Consider the following 16,593-nt stretch of genomic DNA (forward strand, 5'->3'; position numbering starts at 1 on the left):
CCAATGGGTTCGGGGGATTCTATCATCGAGACGACGATAGGCGAAGCGCAGCATGGCCTTCGCCTGGACAAGGCGCTTGCCGAACTGGTTCCGGAACTTTCACGCGAACGATTGAAGAGCCTGATCGTCGATGGTCAAGTGACACTCGCGGGAAGAACGCTGAGCCCGTCGGCGAAGGTAGCCGATGGTCAGACTTTTAAGATCAGCATTCCAACGCCCGCCGATGCCGAAGCGATCGCCCAGGATATTCCGCTGACCATCGTGCATGAGGATGCCCACCTGATCGTCGTCGACAAGCCAGCGGGTCTGGTGGTCCACCCGGCGGCTGGCAATCTGGACGGGACGCTGGTCAACGCACTGCTGCATCATTGTCGCGGGCAATTATCCGGCATTGGCGGTGTGGCTCGGCCCGGCATCGTCCATCGGATCGACAAGGACACGTCCGGCCTTCTGGTCGTGGCGAAGTCCGACCGGGCGCATGAAGGGCTGGCACAGCAGTTCAAGGCGCACAGTATCGACCGACTGTATGCGGCGATCGTCTACGGGCATCCCCAACCTGCGGCCGGAACGATCGACACTTGGATCGGAAGGTCGGATACGGACCGCAAGAAAATGGCGGTCCATCGCGAAGGACGTGGCAAGCATGCTGTCACCCATTATCGTACGATCGAGCGCCTGAGCGGCGCGGCATTGGTGGAATGCAAGCTGGAAACCGGACGGACCCATCAGGTGCGCGTTCATATGGCACATCTGGGTCATCCCTTGATCGGCGACCCGATTTACAGTAGAGAGAGAAAAGGTTTCAAAACGATACTGGAAACGATGCGTTTCAGAAGGCAGGCATTGCACGCGAAACAGCTGGGGTTCATACATCCGGTGACGGGGCAAAAACTCAGCTTTGACAGCGCACTGCCTGCCGACATGCAGGAACTGTTAAGCGAGCTCCACGTATAGGTTTTGACAAGTTTGCGACGGCGCATCGGACGCCTCTTCTGGGTCCCGCCGCGCACGAAAGGGAAAGGTGAAGCGACATGGCTGCAAAAAGCAATGTCCCCGCGGTTCCAGCGCTGGGCGGTGAAGCCAGCCTCAACCGCTATCTGTCGGAAATCCGCAAGTTTCCGCTTCTGACGCCCGAGCAGGAATATATGCTCGCCAAGCGTTACGCGGAACATCAGGATCCGGAGGCAGCGGCGCAACTGGTGACGTCCCACCTGCGCTTGGTGGCGAAGATCGCCATGGGTTATCGCGGCTATGGCCTGCCGGTCAGCGAACTAATCAGCGAAGGCAATATCGGCCTGATGCAGGGCGTTAAGAAGTTTGAGCCGGAACGCGGTTTCCGCCTGGCCACTTACGCCATGTGGTGGATTCGCGCGTCGATCCAGGAATTCATTCTTCGCAGCTGGTCGCTGGTCAAGATGGGCACCACTGCGGCGCAAAAGAAGCTGTTCTTCAACCTTCGCCGGATGAAGAACAACATCGAAGCGTTCGAGGATGGCGACCTTCACCCCGACGACGTCAAAAAGATCGCTACCGACCTGGGCGTGACCGAGGAAGACGTGGTCTCCATGAACCGTCGCATGGCGATGGGCGGCGACACGTCGCTCAACGTGCCGATGCGCGAGGACGGCGAAGGGCAATGGCAGGATTGGCTCGCTGACACCGACCCGTTGCAGGACGAGCTGGTCGCGGATGAGCAGGAAAAGACGCTGCGTCACGATATGCTGGTCGAGGCGATGGACGATCTGAACGATCGTGAAAAGCATATCCTTGCCGAGCGGCGTCTGGCCGAAGAGCCCAAGACGCTGGAAGAACTGAGCCAGGTTTATGGCGTGTCGCGCGAGCGTGTTCGCCAGATCGAGGTGCGCGCGTTTGAGAAGCTGCAAAAGGCCATGATGCGGATTGCCGGCGACAGGCTGGGCAAGATGCGGCTGGCACTGGCCTGACGCTGATTACCATGAGGTAGGAAGCCCCGGAGTGATCCGGGGCTTTTTTTGTGGCATTAGCAGCGACCGATTTATGGCGGATTGGCTCGGCGGTGCGTGCCAACTTGAATGCTCGACGGATCGCGCTACGAACGAGCAAATGAGTGCCACCATCGCCGCTTCGTCTCGCCGCCGCTTCCGTGGGGCCGGCTTCGTCATCCGGATATTGGGCGGCTTTGTCGCGCTCTCATTGCTGTTGGTGCTGCTCTATCGCTTCGTGCCGCCCCCCGTGACGTTGACGATGCTGGCCGATCCGAATGGCATCACCAAGGATTGGGTGGGTCTGGACGATATCGATCCGAACATGGCGCGCGCGGCCATTGCGGGCGAAGACAGCCGCTTTTGCAGTCATCATGGTTTCGACGCGGTCGCGATCGCGCAAGCCCTCCGTCACAATGTCAGTGGCGGACGGATTCGCGGCGGATCGACTATCAGCCAACAGACCGCGAAGAACGTGTTCCTGTTTCAGGGTGGCGGCTTCATCCGAAAGGGGTTTGAAGCCTGGTTTACTATCTTGATCGAGGCGATCTGGGGCAAGCGGCGGATCATGGAGGTGTATCTGAACGTCGCGGAGACGGGGATTGGGACTTATGGCGTGCAGGCTGGTGCCATGCGCTATTTCCACCATGGGGCGGGCAAGCTGACGCGCGGGGAAGCGGCCCGTCTTGCTGCCGTGCTGCCATTGCCCAAGAAAAGGGGCGCGATTGCGCCGCAAAGCTTTACCCGGCGATATGGCAACAGCATCACGAGCCGGATCGGGGTGGTGCAGCGGGACGGTTTGGATAGCTGCGTGCGGTGAATAGGGTGTTGTGGTGGGGTGGTTTGCGGAATGTCGGCTTTTGGCAAATGGATATGGTTAGCCGCGATTCAAGACGCCCTCTCTTGTGACCCATTTGGTTCGGCGATCATGAGAAACTGCCGGTCAGGAAAATGTTGCTTCATTGTAGGGTGGAAGCGCTTCGCTAATGCCTGCAAATCGGTGTAATTATCCTTTGCCATGTCGCGCGTCGTTCGGATCATTAGTTCCAACGCAACCGAATATGGCATGAAGCGCATGACCTCTTCGCGCGTCATTTCATGCTGCCCCACATACCCTTCCATCTTTGTTGGCGCAGGCATCAGCGCGTAAACTGCGTCCCGCTTTATATGGAACTCCTTCATTGAGAGGACGATCGACTGATGCCGCTGCCATGCCAGCGAGAACCGAGTCATAAAGTCTGTTTCATTGATTTCAATCAACAGCTTGTGTTCTTCCGGAGTTAGGTCCGGCGTAATCTGCTCCGAAAGGCCAACCAAGGCACGGGTGTGACCCCAAATGCTTTCTTCGCCTGTAGGATTATGCAGCTTGGGGCCATCATACGGCGCAAACAGGTGGTTGTAGATCGTTTGGGACCGACCGAGCAGGTCGTGCAGCTTAACGCCAATCTGGTTCGCCGAAGCTATTTTTCCTTCAAATCGTTCGAGGCTGCGCTGCCTTTCAGTCCACCAATAGCTTCCGAGAGCCACTACAACTGCAAGCCATGATCCGATGCCAGACACCCAGTCGGCCCACGTTCCTAATTCTGTTGGCATATTGCTCCCCTCGTCCCGGCGGGATCATAGGTGGCAGTACGGAGCGCGCTAATCCAGACATTCTAAAATTATAAACGACTGTCGTGGGCCTGCTATCGGCCTCAAAATTTCGATCTTTGGCGTCCGCAACTGGTCGCTCGCCGACAATCCATGCAGTGAATGACCAGAAATGGCCAAAGCCCGTCCTGTTTCCTAGCCCGCCAAAAAGCCCCGCTGGAACAATCCAGGGGGGCTTTTGAACGCCTAAGAAAACGCCGCGATCAGGCGGCGTCTTCGGCGCGTTTGTCCTTTTCGCTGAAGACGCGAATCGGTTCCTTGGTTCCAGCCACGACATCCTTGTCGACGACGACCTCGCCCACGCCTTCCATCGATGGGAGATCGAACATCGTGTCCAGCAGGATCGATTCCAGGATCGATCGCAAACCGCGCGCGCCAGTCTTCCGTTCGATCGCCTTCTTGGCGATCGCCGTAAGGGCATCGTCGGTGAAGCTCAGTTCGACATTTTCCATGTCGAACAGCTTGCCATATTGCTTCACCAACGCATTCTTCGGTTCGACCAGGATTTTGACCAATGCGGTCACGTCCAGATCCTCCAGCGTCGCGATCACCGGCAGACGGCCGACGAACTCGGGAATTAGGCCGAATTTCAGCAGATCTTCCGGCTCAGACTGACGCAGCAGTTCGCCGGTCTTGCGCTCTTCGGGCGCCGCTACATGGGCGCCGAAGCCGATCGACTTGGCTTCCAGACGGTCGCCAATGATCCGCTCCAGCCCAGCAAAGGCGCCGCCGCAAATGAACAGGATGTTGGTCGTATCGACCTGAAGGAATTCCTGCTGCGGATGCTTGCGTCCGCCCTGCGGGGGAACCGAAGCCGTAGTGCCTTCCATCAGCTTCAGCAGCGCCTGCTGCACGCCCTCGCCCGATACGTCGCGGGTGATCGAGGGGTTTTCAGCCTTGCGGCTAATCTTGTCGATTTCGTCGATATAGACGATGCCGCGCTGGGCTTTTTCGACATTATAGTCCGACGCCTGCAACAGCTTGAGGATGATGTTTTCCACATCCTCACCAACATAGCCCGCCTCGGTCAGGGTCGTGGCGTCGGCCATGGTGAAGGGCACGTCGAACGTCTTGGCCAGCGTTTGTGCTAGCAGCGTCTTGCCGCAGCCGGTGGGGCCGACGAGCAGAATGTTCGATTTGGCGAGTTCGACCTCACCCGGCTTCGTGCCGTGGTTCAAGCGCTTGTAATGGTTGTGGACGGCGACCGACAGGACACGCTTCGCCCGGTTCTGGCCGATCACATAATCGTCCAGCACATCGCAGATTTCCTGCGGGGTCGGCACGCCGCCATCCTTCTTGCCGACGAGACCGCCCTTGGTCTCCTCGCGGATGATGTCGTTGCACAGTTCCACGCACTCGTCGCAGATGAAGACGGTCGGCCCCGCGATCAGCTTACGCACCTCATGCTGCGACTTGCCGCAGAAGGAGCAGTAAAGCGTGCTTTTGGAATCGGAGCCTGTAAGCTTAGTCATTCGCCAATCTTTCCTCCCTGCCCCAAGCGAAAAGCCGCGACGGCGAGGGATATTCTGGTCCTAGGATCATCCTAGACCGCGTCACGCCGATTTCACAAGGGGAGAAAACGGCGCGCGCGATTAAGATCCATGTTAGCTGTCAGTCGTTTCGGGTGCGGCTGGACGGCGATCAAATACCTCGTCCACCAGCCCGAACGCCTTCGCCTCATCGGCCTCAAGGAAGGTATCGCGGTCCATCGCGCGCTCAACCTCGTCCAGCGACTTGCCGGTGTATTGCACATACAGGTCATTGAGACGGCGGCGAATCCGGAGGATTTCCTTCGCCTGGATTTCGATGTCCGAAGCCATGCCCTGGGCGCCGCCGGACGGCTGATGCACCATGATCCGTGCGTTTGACAGCGCGATGCGCTTGCCCGGCTCACCTGCTGCCAGCAAGAAGCTGCCCATGGATGCTGCCTGACCGATGCAGACGGTGCCGACCTGGGGGCGGATATATTTCATCGTGTCATGGATGGCCATGCCCGCCGTCACCACGCCGCCGGGGGAATTGATGTACATCCAGATGTCCTTCTTCGGATTTTCCGACTCGAGGAACAGGAGCTGAGCGACGATGAGCGAGGCCATATGATCCTCAACCTGACCGGTCACGAAGATGATCCGTTCACGCAGCAGGCGGGAGAAAATGTCAAAACTGCGTTCGCCGCGATTGGATTGTTCGATGACGATAGGAACAAGCGCGGCCATGGGATCAGACATGATATTGGTCATTTTGCTCTTTCAGGGTGATTTTTGCCCGCTCTCTACATCGGCACAAAAGCGGGCAGGTTCAAGGGGTCCTGTGATCGCCGGTCGCGAGTTCAGCGGCGCGGTTCGAAATCGGAAGGCGCACGGAATGCCAGATAAGCAAGGCGCCGCACTTCCCGGCGTCCGCGCACTACGGTGTCGAGGATCAGCCCACACATGCCCGATAGCGTGGCGAGTATCATGAGCCCCGTGACGAGGATCGCGGTCGGAAAGCGTGGCACAAGCCCGGTATCGAGATAGGTAAGGATCAACGGCGTCGCCAGAATGACGGCGGCGGCCGCCAGCAACGCGGCGATGATGCCGAAGAAGAGGATCGGCTTTTCGATCCGGTAGAGCGTGAAGATCGTTCGCAGGATGCGCCAGCCGTCGCGATAGGTCGACAGCTTGCTGACCGAACCCTCCAGCCGGGCGCCATAGGCAGTCATGATTTCGGAAACCGGCATCGCCAGTTCCAGCGCATGAACGCTGATTTCCGTTTCGATTTCGAAGCCCGCGGACAGGACAGGAAAGCTTTTGACGAAACGGCGCGAAAAGACGCGATAGCCCGACAATATATCGGTGAAGCTGCGGCCAAAGAGCTGCTTGAGCAGGCTGGTGAGCGCCCAGTTTCCGAAGCGATGGCCACGGCGATAGGCTTCTTCCACCTCGCTCTTGCGCGCGCCAACGACCATGTCGAGATTATCTTCCAACATGGCGGCCACGAGACTGGGCGCGGCGGCGGCATCATAGGTCGCATCACCGTCGGCCATGACGTAAATGTCAGCATCCACATCGGCGAACATGCGGCGCACGACATGGCCCTTGCCCTGCTGTGTCACGCGGCGAACGATCGCGCCAGCGCCAGCGGCGAGTTCAGCGCTGCCGTCGCTGCTGTTATTATCAAAGACGTAGATGTCGGCGGTGGGCAGTGACCGGCGAAAATCCTGCACCGTCTTCACGATCGCGCCCGCTTCATTATAGCAGGGCAGGATTACGGCAATGCGCGGACCTGCCGCCCCCTGCCCGCTTGCCACTGCCGGAAATTCCTTCATCTGCCCCAAACCTCACCCGAACTTATCGCGGCATGACGTGCCGGGATTAACATTTCGTCTGCCATGCCGAGTGCTAAATGAAAAGCGCCCGTCTTCCATCTGGAGACGGACGCTTTTCATGTTTTGGCAGTGGCCCGGCGCACATCAGCGCTCAGCCGGGCAACCCCAATCCTTATTCAGCCTTGGCGGCAGCCTTCTTGGCCGGAGCCTTCTTGGCCTTTGGCTTTTCCTCAGCGGCAGCTTCTTCAGCCACGGCCTCGTCCTTCTTGGCGGCAGCCTTCTTGGCCGGAGCCTTTTTCGCCGGAGCTTCATCGGCCGCAGGCGCGGCTTCGTCAGCGTCCGCAGCCTTCTTCTTGGGAGCAGCCTTCTTCGCCTTGGGCTTTTCGTCATGATCATGATGATCATGGCCGCAACCCGGGCCGTGCACGTGGGGCTTCAGATCGCCATCTTCTGCTTCGATCGCGGCTTCCAACTCTTCGCGGCTGACGGCGCGATCGGTGACTTCGGCCTTGCCGAACAGGAAGTCTACGACCTTGTCTTCATAAAGCGGCGCGCGGAGTTGAGCGGCGGCCATCGGGTCCTGGCGGACATATTGAACGAACCGCTCACGATCCTGTGGGCCGTACTGCTGAGCCGCCTGCATGATCAGGCGGTTCATTTCCTGATCGGAAACCGCCACGCCATTTGCCTGACCGATTTCGGACAGAAGGAGACCAAGGCGCACGCGGCGAACAGCGATCGCGCGATAATCTTCCTTCTCGGCTTCCATTTCCTTCAGAGCAGCTTCCGGGTCCGCCTCATGGCTGGCTTCGTGCTGAAGCTGCGCCCAGATTTGTTCGAACTCGGCTTCCACCATGCTTGGCGGCACGTCGAAATCATGGGCAGCGGCAAGCTGGTCGAGCAGCTTACGCTTCATGTGCGTGCGGGTGAGGCCGTTATGTTCCTGCTCGATCTGGCCCTTCAGCAGCTCCTTGAGCTTGTCGAGACCCTCCAGACCCAGCGACTTGGCGAAATCATCGTCCAGCTTGGGCTTGTCGGCGTTCAGGATCGCCTTGACCGTGATGTCGAAGGTGGCTTCCTTGCCAGCGAGATGGGCCGCGCCATAATCCTCCGGGAAGGGGACGGTGATGGTCTTCTCGTCGCCCTTCTTGACGCCGGTCAGCTGCTCTTCGAAGCCGGGGATGAACTGGCCCGAGCCGATCTTGAGCTTCACATCTTCGGCCGAACCGCCTTCAAAGGCTTCGCCGTCGATCTTGCCCACGAAGTCGATGGTCAGCGTGTCGCCATCTTTCGCCTTGTGCGAAGCGGCATGCTCTTCCAGCGCGCCCTGCTGGGTCGCGATGCGGCCAGCGGCTTCATCAACTTGCGAATCAGCGACTTCGACGGTCAGACGCTCCAGCTTCAGACCTTCGATGCTGGGCGCGGCGATTTCAGGAAGCACTTCCAGCGCGACCTTCACCTCGGCGTCCTTGCCGAATTCAAAGCCTTCGTCCAGTTCCACGGAAGGCTGCATCGCCGGACGCAGCTTGTTGTCCGCGATCAGCTTTTGAATGCCTTCCTGGATCGAATTGTTAAGGGCGTCGCGCTGAAGCGATTCACCATGCATTTTCTTGACGAGGTTGGCAGGCACCTTGCCGGGGCGGAAGCCGGGCATACGAACCTGCGGTGCGATCGCCGCCACTTCCTTTTCCACGCGGGCGTCGATGTCCTTCGACGTGATGGTCACGGTGTAGGCGCGCTTCAGGCCCTCGTTCAACGTCTCGACAGTCTGCATCTCTTCTCTCAAACGCTTTCTTCAGCTGAATTCAGGTGGCGCCTGACATGATACAAGCCGGGCGCACTGGTGCGGGCGAAGGGACTCGAACCCCCACATCTTGCGATACCAGAACCTAAATCTGGCGCGTCTACCAGTTTCGCCACGCCCGCATCGGCCGCCGGTCGGCGCGGCATAGAGAAAAGCATCCGGGGAGGCAAGCAATTGTGGATAACTTGCCCGGAACTCACGCAGGGCCTCAGGCGTAACGTTTCAACAAGGAGAGAAACATGGCCACTCAGCCTGATCCGGAACCGATCGGCGTACCCCCACCCGACACGATCCAGCCGCAGTCACCCCCGGAGTCGCCTCCCCCCTCCACCCCTGATGAAACTCCTGCGGGCGAACCGCCCGAGTTCGTGCCGACGCGGCCCGATTTTGACCAGCCGGATCGGTCCATCCCGGAATTGCCGCCGGATTGAGTGTATCAGCAGCGTCTATTCTTGCAGTAGCGAGAAATTTTCTCCCTCTCCTATGCTGGACAGGCCCTTGCAAGCATGATTGAACCACGACGGATAGAAGAAAAGCGGGAGAGGCGCGGCTGACATCAAGGGGGTCATCGTGCATCGGGTTCGCGCCAAATTAGATTGGTTCAAGGCAGTTATATTACCACAGGAGGCCGCACTTCGGGGTCGGCTCCGGAGGATTTTGCCTTCCTTCCTGGAGCTTGACGACATGGTCGCCGAGGTCATGGCCCGTGCCTATGCCACGGACAATTGGAACAATGTGACGACAGGCCGCGCCTATCTGTTCACGATCGCCCGCAATCTGATCATCGACAATGCCCGCCGCGACAAGGTGGTCAGCTTCGAAACGATCGCTGACCTGGAACTGCTGCAAGCCGAAAACAGTGTCGAGGCTCAACTTCATGCCCGCGAGGCCCTGCGGCAGATCGAAGCGATCGTCGAAACGCTTCCACCGCAATGTCGGAGGGTATTTGTCCTGCGTCGTATCCATGAAAGATCGATGATCGAAATAGCGGCAGAAATGTCCTTGTCCGTTTCTACGGTTGAAAAACATCTGGCCAAAGCCATCGCGATAGTTATGCGGGCATGGTCGGAACGTCAGGAAACGGATTTCGAACGTGCAAGCGTCGGAGCGAGGCTCAAGCAGCAGGAACGAAATCGAGGCGGAAGCCGCGCGTCTGTTGGTAAGGCTTAACACCGACCCGGCTGCTCAGGATGAGGCCGAACTTTCCGCGTGGATCGAAGCGGACCCGCAGCACGCAATAGCTTACGCACGGGCGGAGGCGGGCTGGGAATCCGCTGAAGTGCTGAAGAGCGCGACGCCTGACAACGATTTGCCGACTATCGCGCTCATCGCTAGCGAGCCGCAGCGCCGCTTGTCGCGCAATATCATGATCGCGGCTGGAGTTGCCGTAATCCTGTTTATCATCGCCGCCATCTTCTCGGTCTGTACAGTCGATGACGCCGATCATCAGGAAACGCGAATCGGAGAGCTCCGCTTTCGCTCCGCCTGACGCCGAGGCATCACTTGTGGAATCTAGGCCAGTAATTCCCGTACCAGATCAGGCACGAGATCGCTGGCCAGACCGATGCGAGTTTCCTCGAAATAGAAGCTGCCCGCCGAAGGCTCCAGATTCAACTCTAACGTCCGGGCGCCTGCATGCCGCGCCGTCTGGACAAAACCTGCGGCCGGATAGACCGCGCCGGAGGTGCCGATCGACACGAATAGGTCAGCCCGGCGCAGCGCTGCGTCGATCACCTCCATCTGGTACGGCATTTCACCGAAGAACACGATGTCCGGACGCAGGCTGGCACTGCGGCACGCTCCGCACGGCGCGCCCGGAGGCAAGGGATCAGACCAGGGCACCCCCTTGCCACAAGCGGCACAGAGGGCAGATCGAAGTTCGCCGTGCATGTGTATCAGGCGGCGGGCACCCGCCCTTTCGTGAAGATCATCGACATTCTGCGTGACGATGAGCAGCTCGCCTCGCCATTGCGCGTCCAAGGCTGCCAAAGCCTGATGCGCCGGATTCGGTTGAACTTCATGCAGCTTTGCGCGCCGTTCGTCATAGAAGCGATGCACCAGTGCCGCGTTGCGCTCGAGCGCCTCTGGCGTGCAGACATCCTCCACATGATGACCTTCCCACAAGCCATCAGGCCCTCGAAATGTCGCGAGGCCGCTTTCGGCAGAGATTCCCGCGCCGGTCAAAATGACGATGTTGAGGATGTCGTCCATCTTGTCATCATGTCTGCTGCTCAATCCAAAAGCTACAGCTTCCAGATGACAAGTCGGGGTCATTCTGGCATCGGACGGGCGGATTTCCGGGGACAAGCACCATCATGACGAAGATCGGACTTTTTGGAGCAGCGGGCCGCATGGGACGCACGATCGCCCAGGTCGCGATCGAAGCAGGGCTGAACGTCAGTGGCGGTACCGATCGCGAAGGCAGTGGAGAGCTTCTGCCGGGACTTGCGATCACATCCGATCCGCTGGCGCTGGCCGAACGGAGTGATGTGCTGATCGACTTTTCGGTTCCGGCTGCTCTTTCCTCCCATCTGGATGCGTGCGTCGCGGCGAAGAAGCCGGTCCTCATCGGCACCACCGGCCTCGAGCAGGTTCATCACAATCTGATCGATGGGGCGGCCCGGATGATCCCCGTGCTCCAGACGGGCAACACCTCCCTCGGCGTAAACCTGTTATCGGCGTTGGTCGAACAGGCTGCCGCCCGGCTCGGGGATGATTGGGACATCGAAATCGTCGAGATGCATCATCGGCACAAGGTCGATGCGCCGTCGGGCACCGCGCTTCTGTTGGGTGAGGCGGCGGCACGTGGCCGCGGCATCGAGCTTTCCAGCAACAGCGAACGGGGCCGCGACGGCATTACCGGGGCGCGGGCTCAGGGTGCGATCGGGTTCGCGGCACTGCGGGGCGGGTCGGTTGCGGGCGATCATCAGGTGATCTTCGCCACCGATGGCGAGCGCATTGAACTCAGCCATCGCGCGGAGAGCCGCGTCATATTCGCACGCGGCGCCGTAAAGGGCGCGGCCTGGCTGATCGGCCAACCTGCCGGGCGCTATGACATGAAGGCAGTGCTCGGCCTTTGATCCTCCGATGAACAAGGCGCAGATCTTCGACTTCTTCAGCCGTCTCGCGGAAGCCAATCCGGCGCCGCGAACGGAGCTGGAATATGGCAACGACTATCAGCTGCTGGTCGCGGTGGTTCTTTCCGCTCAGGCAACCGACGTCGGCGTCAACAAGGCCACGCGCGCGCTTTTCATGCAGGTAAAAACGCCCGCCGAGATGGTGGAGCTTGGCGAAGAGGGCTTGAAGCAGCACATCAAGACGATCGGCCTGTTCAATGCCAAAGCGAAGAATGTCATCGCCCTGTCCGAAATATTGGTGCGCGATTTTGGCGGCGAAGTCCCGCAGGATCGTGACATACTCACGACGCTGCCGGGGGTGGGCAGAAAAACGGCGAACGTGGTGATGAATACCGCCTTCGGGCATGAGACGTTCGCTGTCGATACCCATATCTTCCGCGTGGGCAACCGTACTGGCCTCGCGCCCGGCAAGACGCCGCTTGCGGTTGAACAGAAACTGGAGAAGCGGGTGCCCGGCCCGTTTCGCCGGGATGCGCACCACTGGCTTATCCTTCATGGCCGCTATGTGTGTAAGGCGCGGCGGCCGGAATGCTGGCGTTGCATCGTCGCCGACCTCTGCCGCTACAAGCCGAAGACCCCTGCTCCCAAAGGAGCCATGCCGATCACCTGAGCGCCCGCCATTATCATGCGGTTCAGTCAAGCTGTGCTAGGGCAAAGACGGAACGCGTCATTCGATGACGTGTTACCCGTGACGACAATAAGGAGAGACAATCATGTTCGTCCCTGTTTCCCCGGCGCTTCGCCTGGGTGTCGCCGTGGCGCTCATGTCCCTGGTTGCCCCGGCAACGGCCAAGACGCGGCCCGACAATCTGGTTGCAGCTGGCAAGCCCGTTGATTGCGTCCAGATAAATTCGATCCGCCAGACCGATGTTCGTGATGATCGAACGATCGATTTCATTCTCAACGGCAATAAGGTGTACCGGAACACGCTGCCGAACAGTTGCCCAAGCCTGGGTTCCGAAAAGCGTTTCATGTATAAGACGAGCCTGTCGCAGCTCTGCTCCGTGGATATCATCACGGTTCTTTACAGTTCGCCCGATCTGATGCGCGGTGCCAGTTGCGGACTTGGTAAATTCCAGCCCATGAAGAAGGTCAAATAGTCGGCGCGTCGCGATTTTGGTGCTGGCGTCGGCAGTTGCCCTTTGCTAAGCGGCGCTTCGCACCAAGCGACACGCACCCATAGCTCAGCTGGATAGAGCGTTGCCCTCCGAAGGCAAAGGCCAGTGGTTCGAATCCACTTGGGTGCACCATTCTCTTCCGGTTCGCAGCACAGCCTGCTCATGATCCAGCAGGTATCGCTTGGCTTCCAACCCGCCAGCGAAGCCGGTCAGCGCCCCCGCCGATCCGATCACCCTGTGGCAGGGCGCAATGATGGAGAGCGGGTTGCGGCCGTTAGCGGCACCGACCGCGCGGGAGGCTGAGGGACGGCCGATATCCGCTGCCACCTGACCATAGCTGCGCACTTGCCCGAACGGAATGCGAAGCAGGGCTGCCCAGACCTGCTTCTGAAAATCCGTTCCCTGAAAATCGAGCGGAAGGTCGAAACGGGTGAGTTTGCCTGAAAAATAGGCGCGCAATTGCTTCGACGTTTTCTGGAGCAGTGGGTGATCCGGGGTCTTCACCCCGCGTCTGACCCGTACGCGTAGGGGATCGTCATCTTCCCATAACAGGGCAGCCAAGCCCCCACCGCTGGCGACCATAGTGAGATCACCTACCGGCGACCGGAACATATCAAAGGCAAATGTCACGACCTATCCTTCCAACTTCGGAAAGACTGAAGAATAATTCGCTTTCTTGGCATTGGCTTCCTGCCGCTTGCCTTCAAAAACGACGTACCGTCAGCGAGCCTCCACCCCCTCCGGCAGCACCACAGCTGACCAGCTCCTCCCCGGAACCAGATATTTGGCGGCAAGCGCCTGAAGCTGGGCTGGCGTCACCGACAGCATGTCCTTCGCCATGGTCTGCATGGCCTGCACATATTGTGGGTTCTGGGTCGCGCCCTCCATCTGGTTCATCCAAAAGGCATTGCCTGTGCTCGCCCGCATCAGCAGCTGGCGCATTGGCGCGACAGCGCGCTGAAGCTCATCCTCGCTGACCGGGTTTTTGGCGAGGTCTGCCGCCGTATCCTTAACGACGCCGTAGAAATAATTGATGCGATCGGGACGCACCTGACTGGTCACCAGAATGTAGCCGCCGCTTTCGTAGGAAAATGGCCAATTATTCTGGACACTCGGCGAATAGGCGGCCCCTTCCGTCGACCTGAGCCGATCGAATAGGCGGTCATTGAAGATTTGCGTCAGGATTTCGAGCTGGCGCGCTTCTTTCGTAAGCGCGAAACCGCCTGCCGTAGGCCACGCCATGACCGCCGCGGCTTGCTCCTTGTCGCCCTTGTGCCGCAGGATAATCGGCGTCGCGACATGAGCGGGGAAGCGCATCTGCTTGTTCACAGGCGGAACCGGGACATACTGCCTTGCGGGCATCGCGCCAAAGGTGGCTGCGACCGCTTCGATCGCTTCGTCGGGCTTCACTTGTCCAAAAATCTGCACTTCAATCGGTCCAGAAGCCAGCAGCGGCTCCCAAGTGGAGCGAAACGCCTGCGGGGTCAGCGCCTCTATCTCATTTCGTGAAGGGGTGCGAAACCGAACGTCCTTGTCATGCAACAACCAGTTGAGATCGCGTGCCAGCACAGAATCCGGCGCCCGTGCCATCGCGTCATAAGCAACGGCGGTGCCTGTCTTCACTCGGGCGATCGGCGCGGGGTCCCAACCAGGCGCGGCCAATTTGGTCGCAAAGAGTTGCAACTGATCCCGGTAATCAGCCGGGCGAGTGACGGCCTGCATTTCGAAGGCATCATCGTCGATTGAGAAATCCATTCCCATGCGGCGACCGTTCGTCAGGTCATCCAGCTCACGCTGACCCAGCTTGCCGATGCCACTGGCCACCAACGCATAATTGGCGGCCCAGCCCGGTGCTGCCTTCGTAGGCGAAAATGCCAGCTGTCCGTGACCGAAGCGGACGTTGATCCGCACCTTTTCCGTTTCAGCATTATTGGCGAACAGGGTGAGTTTCACCCCGTTGGCAAAGGTTACGCTCTCCATGCCGGGCAATCCGACCTGTGTGCGCGACACCACTTTGCCGGGAGGGCCGAGCTTGGGAAGGTCCGCCATCGTGATCGCCTTGTCCGCCAACCGGGCGTTGGTGGCAGCCTTCACCGGCGCAGCCAGGGCAGCGGACAGGCGGGCGTCGATCCCCGGCACCGGCTTGCCCGTAATCAGGAGGGCTCGGAACACACCGGCCGAAAACAGGCGGCGCGTGGAATCCAGTATCTTCTGCGGCGTCATGGCCGGTTTGCCGGATCGGAATATCTCCAGCGCAGCCTGAGGGCTGACGGTGGTTTCGCGGATATCGACTGCGCTCACCAGATCGCTCGCCTGCTTGGCGCCCGCTTCCGTGTCGGCATTTTCAACCTGAATGGCGAGCGCCGTGTCGATCTGGGCATATTCCCGGTCAATTTCGAGCTGGCTCGGCGCGGTCGCCTTCGCGTCTTCGATAATCGCGCGGACATCGCCCAAGGCCTTTTCCCAATTCTCGCCGGTGGGGACCAAGGTGACGAAGGTCCCATCGGCCGATCGGCTGACATCCTGCTGATCGACGCTTGCCTGAATGAAGCTGCCTCCGCCGCGGGCCGCTTGTTCGAGGCGGCGGCTGATGATCTGCAGCGCCAGCATGTCGGTCAGCTTGTCCTGATTATAGACAATGGTATCGGCATGCGGCTTCCATGGACGAAGCCAGGCCATGGTCAGGCCCGTTGGCGCGCCCGGCTCGACCGCGACGCTGGCGGCAGGCGCTTTGGCATCCGGCTCACCGAAATCCGGGAGCGCAGCCCCCTGTCCCGGCGCCGACCATGACGCGAAATTATCCTTGATGATCTGCTCGGCTACAGCGGGATCGATGTCGCCCGCTATCGAGATCACTGCATTTTCCGGGCGATACCAGCGCTGATGAAACGCCCCCATCCGCGCGGCAGTGGCAGCATTGAGGCTGGCGACCGTGCCAATGGGACTGCGCTCCGCCAGAAGCTGACCAGCGAAGAAGTGGCGGCGGCTTGCGTCGGAGATTCGCATCTGCGGCCCGTCCCCTTCCCGCCGTTCGGCCAGAACTACCGCCCGCTCCGCTTCAACGGCACTGTCCACGATGTTGGGGTCGACCATCATGCCCGCGAGAATTTTCATGCTCTCGCCAAGGCTGGCCGGTGTCGCCTGAGGAAGGTCGAGCGCATAGGTGGTGCCGGTGGGCGTCGTCTGGGCGTTGCTGTCGCTGCCGAAGGTTACGCCCAGCCGCTGCCATATTCGTTTGGACTCGCCATCGGGCACATGGCGCGATCCGCGAAAGGTCAGATGCTCCATGAAGTGCGCATAGCCCTGTTCATCGGGCTGCTCCATCAGGGCGCCGACATCCATGCGCAAGCGGACGGAAACCTGTCCCGGCGGAACGCCATTGCGGCGAACGGCATAGCGAAGGCCATTGGGCAAGGTGCCGAAGTGCCATGCCGGATCGATAGGCACGTCGCTATTTTCATAGAGCCACGGCCTGACCTGCGCCTGCGTATCATTGGTAGCCGACGCCGACTTGGCCGGGCCAGTTCTGGCTGACAGGGAAGCAGGAATGCCCGAAAGCAGTAACGCAATGACGGACAGCGAAACGGCAGGACGCCGGAGGAAAAAGCTCATGGCG

16 protein-coding genes, 2 tRNA genes and 1 pseudogene are annotated in these 16,593 nt (G+C 59.8%); 10 read left to right on the plus strand and 9 right to left on the minus strand.

The window, feature by feature from the left end:
• The first annotated feature begins 3 nt into the window (after nt 1-3).
• The 3 genes from ACZ5ZH_RS05485 to mtgA all read left to right on the plus strand — a co-directional run bounded on the left by ACZ5ZH_RS05485 (nt 4) and on the right by mtgA (nt 2,781).
• A complete protein-coding gene (locus ACZ5ZH_RS05485) occupies nt 4-954 on the plus strand; it encodes an RluA family pseudouridine synthase (protein ID WP_464772424.1) in 951 nt (316 codons plus the stop codon).
• A 77-nt stretch (nt 955-1,031) separates the two neighbouring features.
• Nucleotides 1,032-1,943, plus strand: a complete 912-nt coding sequence (rpoH, locus tag ACZ5ZH_RS05490; RefSeq protein ID WP_196225951.1) for an RNA polymerase sigma factor RpoH — start codon at nt 1,032-1,034, stop codon at nt 1,941-1,943.
• A gap of 139 nt (nt 1,944-2,082) precedes the next feature.
• Complete coding sequence (mtgA, locus tag ACZ5ZH_RS05495) at nt 2,083-2,781, plus strand: monofunctional biosynthetic peptidoglycan transglycosylase (protein ID WP_464772425.1); 699 nt, start codon at nt 2,083-2,085, stop codon at nt 2,779-2,781.
• A gap of 68 nt (nt 2,782-2,849) precedes the next feature.
• Here mtgA and ACZ5ZH_RS05500 read toward each other — a convergent pair whose 3' ends face one another.
• The 6 genes from ACZ5ZH_RS05500 to ACZ5ZH_RS05525 all read right to left on the minus strand — a co-directional run bounded on the left by ACZ5ZH_RS05500 (nt 2,850) and on the right by ACZ5ZH_RS05525 (nt 8,844).
• The gene (locus ACZ5ZH_RS05500; protein ID WP_464772426.1) at nt 2,850-3,554 is read right to left on the minus strand and encodes a hypothetical protein; all 705 of its coding nucleotides are present in this window, start codon (nt 3,552-3,554) and stop codon (nt 2,850-2,852) included.
• A 260-nt stretch (nt 3,555-3,814) separates the two neighbouring features.
• Nucleotides 3,815-5,083 (minus strand): ATP-dependent Clp protease ATP-binding subunit ClpX, encoded by a 1,269-nt coding sequence (clpX, locus tag ACZ5ZH_RS05505; RefSeq protein ID WP_066523548.1) that lies wholly within the window; start codon nt 5,081-5,083, stop codon nt 3,815-3,817.
• Between the two features lie 132 nt (nt 5,084-5,215).
• On the minus strand, nt 5,216-5,851 hold the full coding sequence (clpP, locus tag ACZ5ZH_RS05510; RefSeq protein WP_449473060.1) for an ATP-dependent Clp endopeptidase proteolytic subunit ClpP: 636 nt from the start codon (nt 5,849-5,851) through the stop codon (nt 5,216-5,218).
• Between the two features lie 89 nt (nt 5,852-5,940).
• Nucleotides 5,941-6,918: a glycosyltransferase family 2 protein gene (locus tag ACZ5ZH_RS05515; RefSeq protein WP_464772427.1), complete on the minus strand. Its 978-nt coding sequence runs from the start codon at nt 6,916-6,918 to the stop codon at nt 5,941-5,943.
• Nucleotides 6,919-7,090: 172 nt separating this feature from the next.
• Entirely contained in the window at nt 7,091-8,692 is a 1,602-nt protein-coding gene (gene tig, locus ACZ5ZH_RS05520) for a trigger factor (RefSeq protein WP_464772428.1), read from the minus strand.
• Nucleotides 8,693-8,759: 67 nt separating this feature from the next.
• A tRNA-Leu gene (locus ACZ5ZH_RS05525) sits at nt 8,760-8,844 on the minus strand.
• Nucleotides 8,845-8,961: 117 nt separating this feature from the next.
• On the opposite strand from ACZ5ZH_RS05525, the gene ACZ5ZH_RS05530 reads away from it, so the two are divergent.
• From ACZ5ZH_RS05530 to ACZ5ZH_RS05540, 3 genes are all read left to right on the plus strand, one after another.
• The gene (locus ACZ5ZH_RS05530; protein WP_196225946.1) at nt 8,962-9,153 is read left to right on the plus strand and encodes a hypothetical protein; all 192 of its coding nucleotides are present in this window, start codon (nt 8,962-8,964) and stop codon (nt 9,151-9,153) included.
• A gap of 139 nt (nt 9,154-9,292) precedes the next feature.
• Nucleotides 9,293-9,892, plus strand: coding sequence for a sigma-70 family RNA polymerase sigma factor (locus ACZ5ZH_RS05535; RefSeq protein ID WP_464772429.1), 600 nt, complete (start codon nt 9,293-9,295; stop codon nt 9,890-9,892).
• Nucleotides 9,879-10,211, plus strand: coding sequence for a DUF4880 domain-containing protein (locus tag ACZ5ZH_RS05540; protein ID WP_464772430.1), 333 nt, complete (start codon nt 9,879-9,881; stop codon nt 10,209-10,211). The genes ACZ5ZH_RS05535 and ACZ5ZH_RS05540 overlap by 14 nt, the downstream gene beginning before the upstream one ends.
• A gap of 23 nt (nt 10,212-10,234) precedes the next feature.
• On the opposite strand, the gene ACZ5ZH_RS05545 is transcribed toward ACZ5ZH_RS05540, so the two are convergent.
• A complete protein-coding gene (locus tag ACZ5ZH_RS05545; RefSeq protein WP_464772431.1) occupies nt 10,235-10,933 on the minus strand; it encodes an NAD-dependent deacylase in 699 nt (232 codons plus the stop codon).
• 104 nt (nt 10,934-11,037) lie between these two features.
• Between ACZ5ZH_RS05545 and dapB the strand changes: the two genes are divergently transcribed.
• The 4 genes from dapB (at nt 11,038) to ACZ5ZH_RS05565 (ending at nt 13,109) form a co-directional block, all read left to right on the plus strand.
• Nucleotides 11,038-11,802 (plus strand): 4-hydroxy-tetrahydrodipicolinate reductase, encoded by a 765-nt coding sequence (gene dapB / locus ACZ5ZH_RS05550; RefSeq protein WP_464772432.1) that lies wholly within the window; start codon nt 11,038-11,040, stop codon nt 11,800-11,802.
• Between the two features lie 7 nt (nt 11,803-11,809).
• Nucleotides 11,810-12,469 carry an endonuclease III gene (nth, locus tag ACZ5ZH_RS05555; protein ID WP_464772433.1) on the plus strand — a complete coding sequence of 220 codons (660 nt, stop codon included), beginning with the start codon at nt 11,810-11,812 and terminating at the stop codon, nt 12,467-12,469.
• A 103-nt stretch (nt 12,470-12,572) separates the two neighbouring features.
• Entirely contained in the window at nt 12,573-12,959 is a 387-nt protein-coding gene (locus ACZ5ZH_RS05560) for a hypothetical protein (RefSeq protein ID WP_464772434.1), read from the plus strand.
• Nucleotides 12,960-13,032: 73 nt separating this feature from the next.
• Nucleotides 13,033-13,109: transfer RNA gene (locus tag ACZ5ZH_RS05565), tRNA-Arg, on the plus strand.
• A gap of 24 nt (nt 13,110-13,133) precedes the next feature.
• Here the strand turns inward: ACZ5ZH_RS05565 and ACZ5ZH_RS05570 are convergent.
• Together ACZ5ZH_RS05570 and ACZ5ZH_RS05575 are read right to left on the minus strand one after the other, a co-directional pair.
• A pseudogene (locus ACZ5ZH_RS05570) lies at nt 13,134-13,607 on the minus strand (methylated-DNA--[protein]-cysteine S-methyltransferase); the annotation flags it as partial.
• A 90-nt stretch (nt 13,608-13,697) separates the two neighbouring features.
• A complete protein-coding gene (locus tag ACZ5ZH_RS05575) occupies nt 13,698-16,589 on the minus strand; it encodes a M16 family metallopeptidase (RefSeq protein WP_464772435.1) in 2,892 nt (963 codons plus the stop codon).
• Nucleotides 16,590-16,593: the final 4 nt, after the last annotated feature.

The organism is Sphingobium sp. TomMM7A, from assembly GCF_055397305.1.

Excerpts from the sequence above, each read along its gene's own strand:
- ACZ5ZH_RS05485 (WP_464772424.1), top strand. The coding sequence starts at position 4 with ATGGGTTCGGGGGATTCTATCATCGAGACGACGATAGGCGAAGCGCAG.
- rpoH (WP_196225951.1), top strand. The coding sequence starts at position 1,032 with ATGGCTGCAAAAAGCAATGTCCCCGCGGTTCCAGCGCTGGGCGGTGAA.
- mtgA (WP_464772425.1), top strand. The coding sequence starts at position 2,083 with ATGAGTGCCACCATCGCCGCTTCGTCTCGCCGCCGCTTCCGTGGGGCC.
- ACZ5ZH_RS05500 (WP_464772426.1), bottom strand. The coding sequence starts at position 3,554 with ATGCCAACAGAATTAGGAACGTGGGCCGACTGGGTGTCTGGCATCGGA.
- clpX (WP_066523548.1), bottom strand. The coding sequence starts at position 5,083 with ATGACTAAGCTTACAGGCTCCGATTCCAAAAGCACGCTTTACTGCTCC.
- clpP (WP_449473060.1), bottom strand. The coding sequence starts at position 5,851 with ATGACCAATATCATGTCTGATCCCATGGCCGCGCTTGTTCCTATCGTC.
- ACZ5ZH_RS05515 (WP_464772427.1), bottom strand. The coding sequence starts at position 6,918 with ATGAAGGAATTTCCGGCAGTGGCAAGCGGGCAGGGGGCGGCAGGTCCG.
- tig (WP_464772428.1), bottom strand. The coding sequence starts at position 8,692 with ATGCAGACTGTCGAGACGTTGAACGAGGGCCTGAAGCGCGCCTACACC.
- ACZ5ZH_RS05530 (WP_196225946.1), top strand. The coding sequence starts at position 8,962 with ATGGCCACTCAGCCTGATCCGGAACCGATCGGCGTACCCCCACCCGAC.
- ACZ5ZH_RS05545 (WP_464772431.1), bottom strand. The coding sequence starts at position 10,933 with ATGGACGACATCCTCAACATCGTCATTTTGACCGGCGCGGGAATCTCT.
- dapB (WP_464772432.1), top strand. The coding sequence starts at position 11,038 with ATGACGAAGATCGGACTTTTTGGAGCAGCGGGCCGCATGGGACGCACG.
- nth (WP_464772433.1), top strand. The coding sequence starts at position 11,810 with ATGAACAAGGCGCAGATCTTCGACTTCTTCAGCCGTCTCGCGGAAGCC.
- ACZ5ZH_RS05560 (WP_464772434.1), top strand. The coding sequence starts at position 12,573 with ATGTTCGTCCCTGTTTCCCCGGCGCTTCGCCTGGGTGTCGCCGTGGCG.
- ACZ5ZH_RS05575 (WP_464772435.1), bottom strand. The coding sequence starts at position 16,589 with ATGAGCTTTTTCCTCCGGCGTCCTGCCGTTTCGCTGTCCGTCATTGCG.